Source organism: Mycobacteroides chelonae CCUG 47445, from assembly GCF_001632805.1.
Classification (GTDB): domain Bacteria; phylum Actinomycetota; class Actinomycetes; order Mycobacteriales; family Mycobacteriaceae; genus Mycobacterium; species Mycobacterium chelonae.
Genome location: NZ_CP007220.1, coordinates 3,783,056 through 3,797,808, shown reverse-complemented (window position 1 = coordinate 3,797,808; position 14,753 = coordinate 3,783,056). Strand labels below are relative to the sequence as shown.

Annotated in this window: 15 protein-coding genes; 7 read left to right on the top strand and 8 right to left on the bottom strand. The window is 64.4% G+C overall.

Annotated elements, in window-relative coordinates:
* Positions 1–56 precede the first annotated feature (56 nt).
* Complete coding sequence (locus tag BB28_RS18555) at positions 57–1,034, bottom strand: alpha/beta hydrolase (RefSeq protein ID WP_046255966.1); 978 nt, start codon at positions 1,032–1,034, stop codon at positions 57–59.
* Positions 1,035–1,181: 147 nt separating this feature from the next.
* Here BB28_RS18555 and BB28_RS18550 point away from each other — a divergent pair, with 147 nt between their 5' ends.
* Positions 1,182–4,463 (top strand): error-prone DNA polymerase, encoded by a 3,282-nt coding sequence (locus BB28_RS18550; RefSeq protein ID WP_046254584.1) that lies wholly within the window; start codon positions 1,182–1,184, stop codon positions 4,461–4,463.
* Here BB28_RS18550 and BB28_RS18545 read toward each other — a convergent pair.
* On the bottom strand, positions 4,460–4,921 hold the full coding sequence (locus BB28_RS18545; RefSeq protein ID WP_046255965.1) for a tRNA (cytidine(34)-2'-O)-methyltransferase: 462 nt from the start codon (positions 4,919–4,921) through the stop codon (positions 4,460–4,462). The genes BB28_RS18550 and BB28_RS18545 overlap by 4 nt on opposite strands.
* A 93-nt stretch (positions 4,922–5,014) precedes the next feature.
* Between BB28_RS18545 and BB28_RS18540 the strand changes: the two genes are divergently transcribed.
* Together BB28_RS18540 and BB28_RS18535 are read left to right on the top strand one after the other, a co-directional pair.
* On the top strand, positions 5,015–5,410 hold the full coding sequence (locus BB28_RS18540) for a tautomerase family protein (protein ID WP_046254583.1): 396 nt from the start codon (positions 5,015–5,017) through the stop codon (positions 5,408–5,410).
* A gap of 26 nt (positions 5,411–5,436) precedes the next feature.
* The gene (locus BB28_RS18535) at positions 5,437–5,991 is read left to right on the top strand and encodes a pentapeptide repeat-containing protein (RefSeq protein ID WP_046255964.1); all 555 of its coding nucleotides are present in this window, start codon (positions 5,437–5,439) and stop codon (positions 5,989–5,991) included.
* Positions 5,992–6,004: 13 nt separating this feature from the next.
* On the opposite strand, the gene BB28_RS18530 is transcribed toward BB28_RS18535, so the two are convergent.
* Together BB28_RS18530 and BB28_RS18525 are read right to left on the bottom strand one after the other, a co-directional pair.
* The gene (locus BB28_RS18530; protein ID WP_046254582.1) at positions 6,005–8,551 is read right to left on the bottom strand and encodes an ATP-binding cassette domain-containing protein; all 2,547 of its coding nucleotides are present in this window, start codon (positions 8,549–8,551) and stop codon (positions 6,005–6,007) included.
* 129 nt (positions 8,552–8,680) lie between these two features.
* Entirely contained in the window at positions 8,681–9,274 is a 594-nt protein-coding gene (locus BB28_RS18525; RefSeq protein ID WP_046254581.1) for an NAD(P)-dependent oxidoreductase, read from the bottom strand.
* 87 nt (positions 9,275–9,361) lie between these two features.
* On the opposite strand from BB28_RS18525, the gene BB28_RS18520 reads away from it, so the two are divergent.
* Positions 9,362–9,772 carry a winged helix-turn-helix transcriptional regulator gene (locus BB28_RS18520; protein ID WP_109550573.1) on the top strand — a complete coding sequence of 137 codons (411 nt, stop codon included), beginning with the start codon at positions 9,362–9,364 and terminating at the stop codon, positions 9,770–9,772.
* Between the two features lie 71 nt (positions 9,773–9,843).
* Here BB28_RS18520 and BB28_RS18515 read toward each other — a convergent pair whose 3' ends face one another.
* Together BB28_RS18515 and BB28_RS18510 are read right to left on the bottom strand one after the other, a co-directional pair.
* Complete coding sequence (locus tag BB28_RS18515; RefSeq protein ID WP_046254579.1) at positions 9,844–10,161, bottom strand: hypothetical protein; 318 nt, start codon at positions 10,159–10,161, stop codon at positions 9,844–9,846.
* 10 nt (positions 10,162–10,171) lie between these two features.
* Positions 10,172–11,350 carry an NADH:flavin oxidoreductase gene (locus BB28_RS18510; protein WP_046254578.1) on the bottom strand — a complete coding sequence of 393 codons (1,179 nt, stop codon included), beginning with the start codon at positions 11,348–11,350 and terminating at the stop codon, positions 10,172–10,174.
* Positions 11,351–11,439: 89 nt separating this feature from the next.
* Here BB28_RS18510 and BB28_RS18505 point away from each other — a divergent pair, with 89 nt between their 5' ends.
* From BB28_RS18505 to BB28_RS18495, 3 genes are read left to right on the top strand one after another with little or no spacing between them, the layout of a single operon-like run.
* A complete protein-coding gene (locus BB28_RS18505) occupies positions 11,440–12,090 on the top strand; it encodes a nitroreductase family protein (protein WP_046254577.1) in 651 nt (216 codons plus the stop codon).
* A 19-nt stretch (positions 12,091–12,109) separates the two neighbouring features.
* Complete coding sequence (locus BB28_RS18500; protein ID WP_046254576.1) at positions 12,110–12,955, top strand: bifunctional methylenetetrahydrofolate dehydrogenase/methenyltetrahydrofolate cyclohydrolase; 846 nt, start codon at positions 12,110–12,112, stop codon at positions 12,953–12,955.
* Positions 12,956–12,969: 14 nt separating this feature from the next.
* On the top strand, positions 12,970–13,269 hold the full coding sequence (locus tag BB28_RS18495) for a DUF3017 domain-containing protein (RefSeq protein ID WP_046254575.1): 300 nt from the start codon (positions 12,970–12,972) through the stop codon (positions 13,267–13,269).
* A 2-nt stretch (positions 13,270–13,271) separates the two neighbouring features.
* On the opposite strand, the gene BB28_RS18490 is transcribed toward BB28_RS18495, so the two are convergent.
* Positions 13,272–13,949: a hypothetical protein gene (locus BB28_RS18490; protein WP_046254574.1), complete on the bottom strand. Its 678-nt coding sequence runs from the start codon at positions 13,947–13,949 to the stop codon at positions 13,272–13,274.
* Positions 13,950–14,015: 66 nt separating this feature from the next.
* Positions 14,016–14,750, bottom strand: coding sequence for a class I SAM-dependent methyltransferase (locus tag BB28_RS18485; RefSeq protein ID WP_046254573.1), 735 nt, complete (start codon positions 14,748–14,750; stop codon positions 14,016–14,018).
* Between the last annotated feature and the right edge of the window lie 3 nt (positions 14,751–14,753).

The window sequence follows — 14,753 nt, the reverse complement described above, 5'->3', positions numbered from 1 at the left end:
GGCAGCGCCTCGGCTGGGCAGTGGTTCTGTCTTCGCCCAGCCGAGGCGCCCCCCGTTTAGGCCAGGTGGCTGTTGAACCAGTCTGCGATATGGCCGACAGTGCGGTCGACGATGTCGGGCTGGTCGTAGTACTGGAAGTGGTTGGTGCCGTTCTCCCAGATGAGTTTCTTGTCGGTGGTGGGGATCGACTCGAAGTGGCGCCGCGCCGCCGCCGGATTCATGCAGCTATCGGAGTGGATGACCAGAGCGGGCTTTTCGAGCCTGGCGACTCCGGGCGCGGTGGTGTAGTCGAAGTGGTCGAGGTCGCTCATGATGGCGTAGCGATTTTCCCAGCCCTTGAGCGTCCACGATCCATACCAGCTCCACACCAGCGGGCCGGGCAGTCCGGCCTCGGCCCCGGTGACCGGGTCACCCAGGTTGGGAGAGACCAGAGGTGCGTAGACGACCTCACCCGTCTCCTCATACTGTGTCTTGGCCTTACGCGCTCGTTCGAGCCGAGATTCAAGGAGTGTTTCGAGCTGCTCGGTGGTCGGCGCGGTCGCCGCGTCGAATGGGTTTTCGCTGACACCGGCGGCGATCATGAACAGGTCGGTTTCGCGGTCGCGGTAGTAACCGGTTACCGAGGCAACGGCCTTGATCCGGCCGTCGTAGGAGGCGATGTCGAGCATCTCAGGGCCGCCTTGACAGACACCGGCCCCGAAGATGCGCGATGCATCGACGTCATCGCGGGTGAGTAGATAGTCGATGGCTGCTACCGCGTCTTCATTCTTCATCTTCGGGTTCTCAAGGCGGCGGGGAGTGCCGCCGCTTTCGCCCACTGTGCGGGGATCGAACGCCAGCGCCAGGAATCCCTCGTCGGCCAATCGGGTGGCGTAGTGGATTGGTGCCTGTTCTTTCTCGAATGAATAGGGACCGAGCAGGACGACGGCGGGGAAGGGGCCGTCGCCGTGCGGGCGGTGAACGACACCGACGATGTCCTCGTCATGCGAGGGGAAGGTGACCTTTTCGGGGGTGTAGTTGCCGTGGTGTGGCATTCGCTTCTCCGGGTTCTTGGTGGGGTGTTTGGCGCTATTGAGCGTGCTATGGCCACCAGCATACATCTTATGTATCCAGTTAGTTACCTTGCTGGAGTCGCATTTGCCGATGGTGAAATTCGAACAAATGTTCGATACACTGTTGGGGTGGGCTGGTCACCGGGTCCGCCAACCTGGGCGGAAATGGAGAGGGTGCTTGATGGGCGCCTCAAACCCCACGCCCCGCCGGGTGACGGTGGGGATAGCCCGGCGTGGAGCCGAAAGCGGCCGCCCTATGAGCCGCCCCCGCGGGAACGCGGGCGGTCTGCGGTGCCCTACGCGGAACTGCACGCGCATTCGGCATTCAGCTTTCTCGACGGCGCCAGCCTGCCGGAGGAGATGGCGCAGGAGGCCGCACGCCTGGATCTCAGGGCGCTGGCCATCACCGACCACGACGGTTTCTACGGGGTCGTCCGGTTCGCGGAAGCCGCGAAGGAACTCGGCTTACCCACCGTGTTCGGTGCGGAATTATCCCTTGGCGGGCAGGGAAACACGGAGGATTCGGTGCATCTACTGGTGCTGGCCCGTGGTCAGGAGGGTTATCGGAGGTTGTCGCGGCAGATGGCTGCCGCGCACCTGTCGGGCGGAACGCCCAAAGATCGAAAGGGTAAGCCACGCTACGACCTTGATGTTCTCGCCGAGGCGGCCGGAGGGCACTGGCACATTCTGACCGGGTGCCGTAAGGGGCATGTGCGGCGGGCGCTTGCCGACGGCGGTCCTGCTGCGGCCGAGAAGGCGCTGGCAGATCTGGTGCACCGATTTGGTGCCGATCGCGTCAGCATCGAGCTCAGTAGGCACGGCCACCCGGACGAAGATGAACGCAACGCGGATCTCGCCGCGCTGGCCCCGCGGTTCGGTGTCGGCGTCATCGCCACCACGGCAGCGCATTTCGCCACACCCGAGAGAGGTCGCCTGGCCATGGCGATGGCGGCGGTGCGTGCGCGTAAGGGTCTCGATGACGCGGCGGGCTGGCTGGACCCGGTAGGCGGGGCGCATCTGCGTTCCGGGGACGAGATGGCGCGGCTGTTCTCTCACTGCCCGGAGGTAGTGACAGCGGCCGCCGAGCTGGGGGAGGCGTGTGCCTTCGATCTGCGACTCATCGCCCCACAGTTGCCGCCGTTCGACGTCCCGTCCGGCCATACCGAGGACAGCTGGTTGCGGCATCTGGCCCTCGAAGGCGCCGCGCGTCGATACGGCTCCCGGGCGGGGGCGCAGAAGGCCTACGCCCAAATCGAGCGCGAGCTGGAAATTATTGCGCAGCTGAACTTTCCGGGCTATTTCCTGGTGGTGCACGACATCACCCAGTTCTGCCGTCGCAGTGAAATCCTGTGTCAAGGGCGCGGCTCCGCCGCCAACTCGGCGGTCTGCTACGCGCTCGGGGTCACCAATGTCGACCCGGTGGCCAATGGTCTTTTATTCGAACGGTTCCTGTCGCCTGCTCGCGATGGACCGCCGGACATCGACATCGATATCGAATCGGACGAACGGGAACAGGCCATCCAATACGTCTACAACAAATACGGCCGCGAGTATGCGGCGCAGGTGGCCAATGTGATCACCTACCGTGGCCGAATGGCCGTGCGGGACATGGCCAAGGCTCTGGGGTTTGCGCAGGGGCAGCAGGACGCCTGGAGTAAGCAGCTCGGGCACTGGGGCGGCTTGGCCGATGCGGCGGAGGTTGACGGCATTCCGTCGCAGGTGATCGACCTGGCACAGCAGATCAAGAATTTCCCCCGGCACATGGGCATCCACTCCGGCGGCATGGTCATCTGTGATCGCCCGCTGGCCGATGTGGTGCCCGTCGAATGGGCACGTATGGAGAACCGTAGCGTGCTGCAGTGGGACAAGGATGATTGTGCGGCAGTTGGTTTGGTGAAATTCGATCTACTCGGTCTGGGCATGCTCTCGGCGCTGCACTATTGCATCGACCTGGTCCGCGAGCACAAGGGCATCGAGGTGGACCTGGCTCATATCGATCTCTCCGAGGCTGCTGTCTACGAGATGCTGGCCCGTGCGGATTCGGTAGGAGTCTTCCAGGTGGAGTCGCGTGCCCAAATGGCCACGCTGCCCCGCCTGAAACCCACGTGTTTCTACGACCTGGTGGTGGAGGTGGCCCTGATCCGGCCCGGACCCATCCAGGGTGGCTCGGTACATCCGTATATCCGGCGATACAACAAGATTGACAAAGATTGGCAACATGACCATCCCTCGATGGCGGCTGCGTTGGATAAAACTCTGGGAGTGCCGCTGTTTCAGGAACAGCTGATGCAACTCGCCGTCGATGTCGCCGGGTTCAGCCCCGCCGAATCCGATCAGCTGCGCCGGGCCATGGGATCCAAGCGGTCGCCGGAACGGATGGAAAGGCTGCGCAGCAGATTCTATGAGGGCATGCGGAATCTGCATGACATCACTGGAGATCTGGCCGACCGCATCTACGAAAAGCTCTATGCCTTTGCCAATTTCGGCTTTCCGGAAAGCCACGCGCAGAGCTTCGCTTCGTTGGTGTTCTATTCGTCTTGGTTCAAGCTGCATCATCCGGCCGCATTCTGCGCGGCGCTGCTGCGTGCACAGCCCATGGGTTTCTATTCGCCGCAGTCCCTGGTGGCCGATGCTCGTCGGCACGGTGTCACCGTGCACGGTCCCGATGTGAATGCCAGCCTGTCCTATGCGACGTTGGAGAATGCCGGCCTGGAGGTGCGGATCGGGCTGGGCGCCGTCCGCCACATCGGAAGCGACCTGGCTCACGCAATTGTCGAGGAACGAAAAACGCATGGCCCGTTCGCTTCTCTGCTCGATCTGACCGGTCGCATCCAATTGAGCACGGCACAGGTCGAGGCGCTGGCCACTGGAGGGGCGCTGGGTTGCTTTGGCATGTCCCGGCGTGAGGCGCTGTGGGTTGCGGGTGCGGCCGCTGCGCAACGCCCCGACCGGTTACCCGGAGTCGGGGTGTCCTCCCGGGTTCCGGTGCTGCCGCCGATGGGAGAGGTGACTCAGGCCGCTGCCGATGTGTGGGCTACCGGAGTCACCCCCGACGCGTATCCCACCCAGTTCCTGAGGAAACAGCTCGACGAGCTGGGTGTTGTTCCGGCCAAGGGGCTCTTCGATGTGCCGGACGGGTCACGGGTGTTGGTGGCAGGGGCGGTTACCCATCGTCAGCGGCCTGCCACCGCGGCCGGGGTCACGTTCATCAATCTTGAGGACGAGACGGGGATGGTGAATGTGGTGTGCTCGGTGGGGCTGTGGGCGAGGTATCGCAAGCTGGCGGTGACCGCGCAGGCACTGATCATTCGTGGCCAGGTGCAGAATGCCAGCGGAGCCATCACCGTGGTGGCCGATCAGCTGCGACCACTGGACCTGCGTATCCGATCTGCCTCGCGGGACTTCCGTTAGACGCTGCCTTCGAAACCATGCTGACGCCAGGCCTCATATGCGGCGATGGCTGCGGCATTGGACAGGTTGAGTGATCTGCGGCCGGGGAGTAGCGGGATGCGCACCTTCTCGGTGATGTGTGGATCGGCCAGTACCTCGGCATCCAGTCCGGTGGGCTCGGGGCCGAAAAGCAGCACATCACCCGGCTGATAGGCGATGTCGGTATAGCTGACGCTCGCATGAGCGGTGAAGGCATAGACCCGTTGCGGCTGCATCGATTCCCAAGCAGCAGAAAGATTCTCGTGGACCGTCACCGAGGCCATATCGTGATAGTCCAGACCGGCTCGGCGCACCTTCGCCTCCGACAGGTCGAATAACGGCTGCACCAGATGCAGCTCGCACCCGGTGCCCGCCACCATCCGGATCGCGTTCCCGGTGTTGGGGGCGATCCGGGGCTCGTGAAACATGATGCGAAACACCCCACTATCTTGCTGCAGCTCCTGTCGGGCCCGGCAGCGGCTCACCAAGAAATCCACTGGGTTGTGCGACGGCACCGTGTGATGATCCACGGCATGCCCAGTTCAGTAGTCGAGGTCCGTCGGCGATACATCGAGGCCGAAGAGGTGGCGATCATCGATGCGGTCCACGGCGCGCTGGTCTCTGCCTTTCAGATACCGGAAGGGGACAAGCATGTACGCCTTGTCGTGCATGAACCCCACAGGTTTTCGCACGCGCCAAACCTGGCCCGGCCGGAGCTGTACACCTTTGTTTCCATCGACTGCTTCGCGGGCCGATCGATAGGGACGAAACGAAACCTCTATGCCGAGATTGTGAAACGGCTTTCCTTGCTGGGGATACCGCCGGATCACGTCACCATTGTGCTGCGGGAGAGTGCGACGGAGAATTGGGGAATCCGTGGAGGTCAGGCGGCCTGCGATATCGACCTGGGTTTCGATGTGAACGTCTGACGGACCCGCCCGGCATGATGTCAGTCATGGCCGAGCACTGGACTGACCGTGAGATCACCGGAGAGACCTTCTACGACGAGGACTTTCGTGAACTGCGCACCGAGCGCGTGGTCTTCACCGAGTGCGACTTCAGCGGCGCCAATCTCACCGAATCGCTGCATATCGGCTCTGCCTTCCGGAACTGCACCTTCCGCCGCACATCGCTATGGCATTCGGAGTTCCGCCAGTGCAGCCTGCTGGGCTCCACTCTCACCGACTGCCGGGTGCGTCCGTCGAAGTTCACCGAGACCGACTTCACGCTGTCCTCGCTCGGCGGCCTCGATCTGCGTGAAATGGACCTGTCGGACTGCCGTTTCCGGGAGGCCAACCTGGTGGGCACCGATATGCGCAAGGCCAATCTGCACGGCGCCGACTTCACCGGTGCCCGCACGCAGAATCTCAAACTCGACGGCGCCGACCTGCGTGGTGCCCGCATTGACCCGACGTTGTGGACCACCGCAACCCTGACGGCTGCGAAAGTCGATCTGCCACAGGCTGTCGCGTATGCCGCAGGGCACGGACTGGACGTGCACGGCGGCTAGGGCGACAGAGGACCTAGCCCTTGAGGCGGATGCGCCAGCGTACGAACCCGGCCATCACCAGCGCGAGTAGCGCCAGGATGCCCATGTCGAACAGCCAGGTTCCGGCATCGTGATTCCACAGCTCGTCCTGCGGTCCCACCGGCACCAGCTTGCGCAGATCGGTGGTGGAGGCCGTGGCTGCGAAGCCCCAACGCGAGGGGAACAGGAACGAGAACTGTTCCAGCCCCGCACGTCCCGTCACCGGGATGAGTCCACCGCTGAAGACGATCTGCGTCATGGTGGCGATCACCAGCATCGGCATCACCTGCTCGGCCGAGGTGGCCAGTGAGGACAGCACCAGGCCCAGCACGGTGGCCGCGCATGCGGTGGCGGCAACGGCGACCCACAGCTCGAAATTCGCGTTCCCGAGCAGCACCGCGCCCTGCGTCGGTCCACCGCGGACGATCACGATGACGGCCGTCATGATCGCGGACTGCACGATGGCGGCTCCGCAGTAGGTGATGATCTTGGCGAGCAGATATGCGGTGGCCGACAGGCCCACCGCCTGCTCACGGCGGAAGATCACCCGTTCACCGATCAGGTCACGGATGGTCAGCGCCAGACCCAGGAAGCTGGCTCCGAGGTTCGTCAGCGCCAGCAGCAGTCCGGGTTCGTTCGGATTGTCGGGTAACGCCACATTGAAACCGGCACTGCCGGGTACCGACAGCACCAATCCGGCAAGGACGAACGGCAGCAGCGCCAGGAAGATGAAGTAGCCGCGGTCGGCCAGGATCAGCCGTCCCTGACGGCGTGCCACTGTGGAAACCTGCCGCAGCAGGCTCGTCTTCGGAGGTTTGCCGAGGTCGCCGGGCTGTACCGGGGCGGTGACGGGTTTGCTCGCAGCGGGATGCCGGGCCAGATAGGCCTGGTGCACGCCGTCCGGGTCGGCCGCGGCATTGGCGAAGATGTCGGCCCAGTCGGTGGTGCCCATCTCCTGGTTGATGCTGCGTGGAGGTCCGCAGTACGCGGTCTTGCCACCGGGGGCCAGCAGCAGCACCTGGTCGCAGTAACTCAGATAGGTCAGCGAGTGCGTCACCACCACCACGACGCGGCCGGCGTCGGCGAGCTGTCGCATCAGGCTCATCACCTGACGGTCCAGCGCCGGATCCAGGCCCGAGGTGGGCTCGTCCAGGATCAGCAGAGACGGACCGGTCAACAGCTCCATGGCCACCGAGGCGCGCTTACGCTGACCGCCGGAGAGCTTGTCGACGCGGGTCTCGGCGTGCTTGGTCATCTCGAGTTCCTCGAGAACCCGGGACACGACCTGTTCGCGGTCTTCCTTGGTGGTATCCGGGGGCAGTCGCAGCTCGGCGGCGTAATGCAGTGCCTGGCTTACTGTCAGCTGCGGGTGCACCACATCGTCCTGTGGCACCATGCCGATGCGGTTTCGCATGACGGCGTACTCGGCGTGCACCCCGTGACCCTCGAAGGACACCTTGCCCGCCGACGGTTGGGTGTTGCCGACGATCAGCCGGGCCAGGGTGGACTTGCCGGCACCCGAGGGGCCGATGACCGCGGTGAGCGATCCGGGGCCTGCGGAGAAGCTGATGTTGTCGAGCAGCTTCTTGCCGCCCTCGACGGTGAAGTCGATGCCCTGCACCTCAAGCCCGCCGACGCGGGCGGCCGTCGTCGGTTTGACCAGCGTGCCGTCTTGAACGACGAGGTCGACGTTACCGATGGTGACGGTGTCACCCTCGCGCACCGTTGCCTGTTCAACCTGGACACCGTTGACGAAGGTGCCGTTGATGGTGTGCAGGTCCTGGATTTCCAGGCCACCGGCAGACGGAAGCAACAAGGCGTGGTGCCGCGAGGCCAGCACGTCGTTGACGACGATCGTGTTGTCGGGTGCGCGACCGACGGTGATGGCACCGGGTGACGGTTTAGGCGCGCCGCCGATGCCGAGCGCGCGCATCGCACGGGTGCCGAACGGTTCGACCGGCTCGTGGGCGTAAGCGGCGGGGGGCACCGGGGTGGGCTCCGACGGATACTGCTGACGAGGGCGGGTGGGCCCGGACGTTCCATAGGTTTGGGGCCCCGAGGGGGGTGCGCCGTACGGGTGCTGCTGGCTCGGCGGCTGCCCATAGGTCTGCGGAGCGGATTGGTAGCCGCCGGTGGGGTAGTGCTGCTGAGTGCCGGTATAGGGGGCTGGCTGCAGACCCGAGGCCGGACCACGCATGGTGGGGGGAGCGATTCCCAGCTGCGTTTCGCTGCCGAGACCGCCGAGGGCGAACGTCAGCCGCGGTCCGCCCGGGTCACCGAGGTTGACCACGGTGTCATCGCGCACCTCGACCCAACCGACCTGACGGCCGTTGACGAAGATGCCGTTGAGGCTGCGTTGGTCCTCGGCGATCCATTTACCGTCGACGAACCTGATTATCAGGTGAATACGCGACACCAACGGGTGCGTGATGCGTACATCGGCGTGGATATCGCGGCCGATATGAATGTCGTGCCCGGGTGCGAACTTTCGTTCGTCACCATCGAATACCACCGTAAGAGTGGGTGCTTCGCGACCAGTCATCGCTATCGACTGTATCGGTTCACAGCGAGTGGTCAGTCTTCCCGCGCCGGAGGTTCACAGGCTCTAGACGAGAGTCGTGCCCGTGAACGGCACCACCCATGCATGCTGATCCGGTGTCGGCGCACGGCCTCAATTGGCGACTGTGAATCGCTTGCGCCGGTGTGCCGGGTGTTCGAGTTCGTCGGCTACTGCGACGGCGAAATCCTCGGCTGAGATGGCCCGGCCCGCCGGGGAATCGCCTGCGACCCGGTAGGACCCTGTGCGTTCTCCTGGTTCGATGACCGGTGCCGGGGAAAGGTACACCCACTCCACGTCCTGTCCAGTTCGTTCGAGCATCTCCAATGCGGCAGCGTGAGTCAGCGCTTCGGCGCGGTAGGACTCGGGAAAATCAGGTGAGTCGACTAGGCGTTCTCCGTTGACGCGGAGTGTGCCCGCGCCTCCAACGACGAACAGCCGCGTGCCGTGAACATGCGCGGCGGCTGTGGTGATTGCGTCGATGAATTCGCTGTGCGGGTCTCCGGAGCGGCTCGGTCCTATCGCAGATACAACGGCATCATGCCCGGCAGCGACTGCCGCCACCAGTGCGCCGTCGGTGAGCGTGCCTGCCGTGGCGTCGTCACCACCGTGGCGACTGTATCCGACCACCTCGTGCCCACGGCTGCGCAGCTCGGCGGCGATGCGTGAGCCGACCATTCCGGTCACGCCGAATATTGCGATCTTCATGGGGCAAGTCCCTTCTTCGATTCCTGAGAATGCCCCAAAGGTATCCAGTGGTAATCTGGTACCTCAAAGTAACTAATGGAGTTTCTAGTGTCCGTCTCGTCACAGCCCATGGATGACTGGTTGGGAAACCTATTCGATCCGGACTGCCCCACCCGGATCGTGCTGGACAGGATCGGCGACAAGTGGACGGTGCTGGTGGTCGCGATCCTTTCCGACGGGCCCTTACGGTTCACGGTCCTACGGGATCGCATCGGTGGCGTCACCGGCAAGGTGCTGACTTCTACCTTGCGTTCGATGCTCCGTGACGGGATGGTGAAGCGGACGGCGTACGCCACCGTCCCACCGAAAGTGGAATACGAGCTGACAGAGTTGGGACTTTCCCTGCGTGAGCCCATCGATCAATTGCGGGCTTGGGCGGAGTGCAATGTGGCTCACATCGTGCGCAACCGGGAAGTCCATGACGGAGACTTGATGTCAACTGACCTGACATCACGGTGAGTGTTAGGTGCTTCCCGACCTGACGCCGTGCTCGGTCTGATCGCAGCGCCCCGGCCGCTATCAACTTGAAGTCACAGGTTATTCAGCAGAAACAGCGTTCTGAAGAGGACGGACACGCACAGCGCGGGCCAGTACCAAATGTGCCAATGTCGCCAGTGCCCGATGCCCATGGCAATCGGCGCGGCCACGCACGTGAACAGGGTCAGCAGCGACCAGACGAACACCGCGGCTGCCGCGTCGGCCTGTTCGGGTGCGGCGCCGCTGAAGGCGAGCGGGAAGATCGAGGCGAACGCGACGACGCCTGCCGCCGCGGTCACCAGCACCCACAGCAGCCAGCTGATGACGGACTCGGCAGTTCCCGGTCTCTGGTGTTCGGGCGCCGCCGTCATGGCAGCGATGCTATGTGAGCACGCAGTGGGTTCTGCTGAAAATCGTGGCCATGCACTGATTGCAGTGGGTGCATCGGGAATGGGTGGCCCGGTCGGCCGCCACCCGATTCACCAGATCTGGGTCGGCCAGCAGTGCGCGCCCCATGGCCACGAAATCGAAGCCCTCCGCCATCGCCAGGTCCATGGTGTCGCCGCCGGCGATTCCGCCCAAGAGAATCAGGGGCATGTCCAGTTCGGCGCGAAACCGGCGGGCGTCGTCCAGCAGAAACGCGTCGCGGTAGGGATAGGACCGGAAGAACTTCTTTCCGGTGAGCCGTACGCCCCAACCCATGGGTTTGGGGAAGCCGTTGGCGAGCTCACGGATCGGCACGTCGCCGCGGAACAAGTACATGGGGTTGACCAGAGAGGATCCCGCAGTCAGTTCCAGGGCATCGAGTCCGCCGTCCTCCTGCAGCCATTTCGCGGTTTGCAGCGACTCCTCGATCGGGATGCCGCCGCGGATGCCGTCAGTCATGGTGAGTTTCGCGGTCACCGCCAGCCGATCGCCGGCCACCTTCCGCACCGCTTGCACCACCGCGCGCGCCACCTTGGCGCGGTTGGCCAGCGATCCGCCGTACTCATCGCTGCGCCTATTGAATAGCGGGCTCAGGAAGGAGCTCACGAAATAGCCATGGCCCAAGTGGATTTCAACGGCATCGAAACCGGCCTCGATGGCCAGCCGGGCCGCGTTCGCGTGCGCGGCAATCACGCCCTCGATATCGGAAGTGCTGGCCCGGCGGGCGAATTTCATGCCCAACGGGTTGAAGAACCGGATCGGGGACAGGGCACGTGAGCCGTTCGATCGCGCATTGGCCACTGGACCGGCATGGCCGATCTGCGCCGAGACGGCGGCGCCGGTGGCGTGGATGGCATCGGTGAGGCGCCGCAGCCCGGGCAAGGCCTCTTCACGCATCCAGACCTGGCCGTATTCGGTGCGTCCCTCGGGAGCGACGGCGCAATAGGCGACCGTTGTCATGCCGACCCCGCCGAGTGCGGGTCTGCGGTGATACTCGATGAGCTCGTCGGTGACGAAAGCATCCGGGGAGGCGGCCTCGAACGTGGCGGCCTTGATTGTCCGGTTGCGCAGCGTGATGGGGCCGAGTCGCGCGGGCGCCAACACGTCGGGAACTCCAGCGGCGTCACTGCCCATGAGCGGCAGATTACGCCGCGACCACGGACCGCGAATTCTGGATGTGGACTCCTAATTTTCGGTAAGGCCGGTGGAGGTACGTTCGTCGTATGACCTCCCTGAATCTGTCAGCCGATGAAGTTCTGACCACCACCCGTTCGGTGCGCAAGCGCCTTGATTTCGACAAGCCCGTCGAACGCGCGGTTGTCGAGGAATGTCTGAACATCGCGCTGCAGGCACCGACCGGCTCCAACCATCAGGGCTGGCACTGGGTCATCGTGGCGGACGCCGACAAGAAGAAGGCGATCGCCGACATCTACCGCGAAGGCTGGAACAAGTACGCCAAGGGCGCGGGCGCCACCTACGCCGAGGGCGATACCGGGGCCGAGCGTAAGGAAAAGGTTGTGGACTCGGCCGGCTACCTCGCCGAGAACTTCGAGCGGGCGCCGCTGTTCCTCATTCCCTGCATCGAGGGACGCCTCGACAATCTGCCGGTGGTCGGTGCGGCGTCGTCGTGGGGATCGCTGCTTCCTGCGGTGTGGAGCTTCATGCTCGCCGCCCGTAACCGTGGTTTGGGATCGGCCTGGACGACATTGCACCTGATGGACGATGGCGAGAAGCGCACCGCCGACATCCTGGGCATCCCCTTCGACAAGATCACCCAGGGCGGGCTGTTCCCCATCGCGTACACCGTCGGCACCGACTTCCGGCCCGCCAAGCGCCAGCCAGTCGCCGACGTCCTGCACTGGGACACTTGGTGAGGGCTGGAATACTAGCCGTGTGACGGCGACTCGACTTGATGGCAAGGCCACCCGCGACGAGATCTTTGTGGAGCTGGCCACTCGTGCCGCGGCGCTGACCGCGGCGGGCAAGACTCCAGGACTGGGAACCATCCTGGTGGGGGACGACCCGGGTTCGCACGCCTATGTTCGCGGCAAGCACGCCGACTGCGCCAAGGTGGGCATCAACTCGATCCGCCGCGATCTGCCCGCAGATATCGATCAAGCCACGCTGTGCGCCACCATCGACGAGCTGAACGCCAACCCGGACTGCACCGGCTACATCGTGCAGCTGCCGCTGCCCAAGCACCTCGATGAGAACGAGGCGCTGGAGCGCATCGACCCCGATAAGGACGCCGACGGGCTGCACCCGACGAACCTGGGGCGGCTGGTGCTGGGTAAGGAAGCGCCGCTTCCGTGCACGCCGCGAGGCATCGTCTATCTCCTGCGTCGCTATGACGTCAAGCTCGACGGCGCGCACGTGGTGGTGATCGGTCGCGGCGTTACGGTGGGCCGTCCCCTCGGGCTGCTGCTCACCCGCCGCTCCGAGAACGCGACAGTCACCCTGTGTCACACCGGAACCCGTGACCTGGCCGCGTTGACCCGGCAGGCGGACATCATCGTCGCCGCTGCCGGCGTGCCGCATATGGTGACGGCGGACATGGTCAAGCCGGGTGCCGCGGTGATCGATGTGGGCGTGAGCCGGGTCGACGACAAGCTGACCGGCGACGTGGCCCAGGACGTCTGGGATGTCGCCGGGTACGTCTCGCCCAACCCGGGCGGAGTCGGACCCTTGACCCGGGCCTTCTTGCTTAGCAACGTGATCGAGCGAGCGGAACGGTCGTGACGACTACCCGGGACATGTTCGGGGCGGCCCTTGATGCCGTCCGCCGCTTCGCCCGTGAGCAGTGGCCGATTCTGGTGGTATCGGCGGTCTTTCTGGTGGCGTTGGGTTTGGTGATGGCGGATCGCTGGCGCCGCGGTGCCTTGGTCGTGGGGATCGCCGTGGGAGTGGCCGCGGCGCTGCGGCTGGTGCTGACCGATGACACCGCGGGCTTGTTGGCGGTGCGCGGCAAGACCTTTGACGTCGGCGCTCTCAGTGCCGTCGCTGCGGTGATGGTCTACCTGGCGTTGACGATCGACCCGTTGGGCACCGGATAGGCCTACTTGAGCAGTTGCACCGAGCGCGCGATGGCATCGGCCTGCTCGCCGAAGAACTGCTCCGAGGGTTCTCCACTGGGGCTGCCGGTATTGCTGGTGGCGATCTGCCAACGTTGATCACCTTGGCCGACGAACGCCACATAGATCTTGGGCGTGATGGTAGCCGGTGGCTTGCCCTCTGCGGCCGGGCGCTTTTCCAGCTCCAGGCTTGCCGAGGCTCCGGGCAGGTTGGGGCCGTCCCATGAGTCTCGTTTATCCGCAGTGACTTTCGACTTACGGCTCTTGACGAAGTCGCTCACCGCGTCGGCGTTCGACGATTCGAGCCAGCCCTTTACTTCGGGGGCGGCTGTGTTCTCGTCCGAAGCCGTCAACTTGCGGATGCGCACGTACTGCGCGAATTCCGTTGACTCCCACTTGGGCCGGACCTGGAAGGTCACTTGTCCCTTGTTGTCGTGCACTCCGTCGGCGAAGGCCACCCAGTCATGCGGGAGGGTGACGTAGATGCCGAGTTCGGGGATGAACTGCCGAGTGTGTCGTTCGGTGGGGGCGCTGCTGGCGCTGGATTCGGACTGATTCTTGGTGTCCGAAGGTGACCCCGCCGATCCACAGCCGGCGAGTGCCGGGGTCAGGAATGTGGTGGTGACAAAGAGGGCTGCCAGCAGGCGGCGATCCGTACGCACGGGTACACCGTAGCGGCACGCGGCCTATTCGTCTCTGTGAATTGGGGCACCCGATTCACAGATCTTCTACTGGTTGAGCGTCGCCCGGATACTCACGGTGACGTACGGCAACCCCAGGCCTGTCGACTGGGCAAGCGCAGGATGGGTGGACAGCAGTTCCCGAACCTGCTGCAGCGTCTTCTTCCGGGCGGCTTCGGGGGCGGTGATGCAGTAGCTGCGTGAGGCCACCATGTCCAGAAGTGCCTGAGGGGTAAGGTAACTCGTCCATTCGACCTGGTGTCGTTGCTGCCCGGTGAACGGCGCGGGCAGGCTGACCGTGTGGTTGAAGGGATCGTCCTCGCTGCCGATAATCTTGCCGAGGTCGGCTACCCAGCCCAGGCGCTCATCGCGCGTGTTCCACACCAGCCCCAGCCGCCCGCCCGGGCGCAGTACGCGAGCGACCTCGGGAATGGCGCGTTCGGGATCCACCCAATGCCAGGCCTGCGCCACGAGTACCGCATCCACGCTGTTGTCGGGTAACGGAATCTCCTCGGCGGTGCCCAGTAGTGCGGGGGTTTCGGGAAGCGAATTGCTCAGTACCTCAAGCATTTCGGCGAGCGGATCCACCGCGATCACGTTGAGCCCGCGTTCCACCAGGCGGGTGGTGAGTTTCCCGGTACCGGCGCCCAGATCCAGGACGTCGTGCACTCCGTCGGGCAGCAGCCAGTCGATGGCTTCGGGAGGGTAGGACGGGCGGCCCCGTTCGTAGGCGGCGGCCTGTGAACCGAACGAAAGCGATGGCTCTGCTTGTGCGTCCGGCATTCG

What these genes read in the sequence shown, in the direction of transcription:
- BB28_RS18555 (WP_046255966.1), bottom strand. Translation starts at nt 1,034, where the DNA reads ATGCCACACCACGGCAACTACACCCCCGAAAAGGTCACCTTCCCCTCG.
- BB28_RS18540 (WP_046254583.1), top strand. Translation starts at nt 5,015, where the DNA reads ATGCCCAGTTCAGTAGTCGAGGTCCGTCGGCGATACATCGAGGCCGAA.
- BB28_RS18535 (WP_046255964.1), top strand. Translation starts at nt 5,437, where the DNA reads ATGGCCGAGCACTGGACTGACCGTGAGATCACCGGAGAGACCTTCTAC.
- BB28_RS18530 (WP_046254582.1), bottom strand. Translation starts at nt 8,551, where the DNA reads ATGACTGGTCGCGAAGCACCCACTCTTACGGTGGTATTCGATGGTGAC.
- BB28_RS18525 (WP_046254581.1), bottom strand. Translation starts at nt 9,274, where the DNA reads ATGAAGATCGCAATATTCGGCGTGACCGGAATGGTCGGCTCACGCATC.
- BB28_RS18515 (WP_046254579.1), bottom strand. Translation starts at nt 10,161, where the DNA reads ATGACGGCGGCGCCCGAACACCAGAGACCGGGAACTGCCGAGTCCGTC.
- BB28_RS18510 (WP_046254578.1), bottom strand. Translation starts at nt 11,350, where the DNA reads ATGGGCAGTGACGCCGCTGGAGTTCCCGACGTGTTGGCGCCCGCGCGA.
- BB28_RS18505 (WP_046254577.1), top strand. Translation starts at nt 11,440, where the DNA reads ATGACCTCCCTGAATCTGTCAGCCGATGAAGTTCTGACCACCACCCGT.
- BB28_RS18495 (WP_046254575.1), top strand. Translation starts at nt 12,970, where the DNA reads ATGTTCGGGGCGGCCCTTGATGCCGTCCGCCGCTTCGCCCGTGAGCAG.
- BB28_RS18485 (WP_046254573.1), bottom strand. Translation starts at nt 14,750, where the DNA reads ATGCCGGACGCACAAGCAGAGCCATCGCTTTCGTTCGGTTCACAGGCC.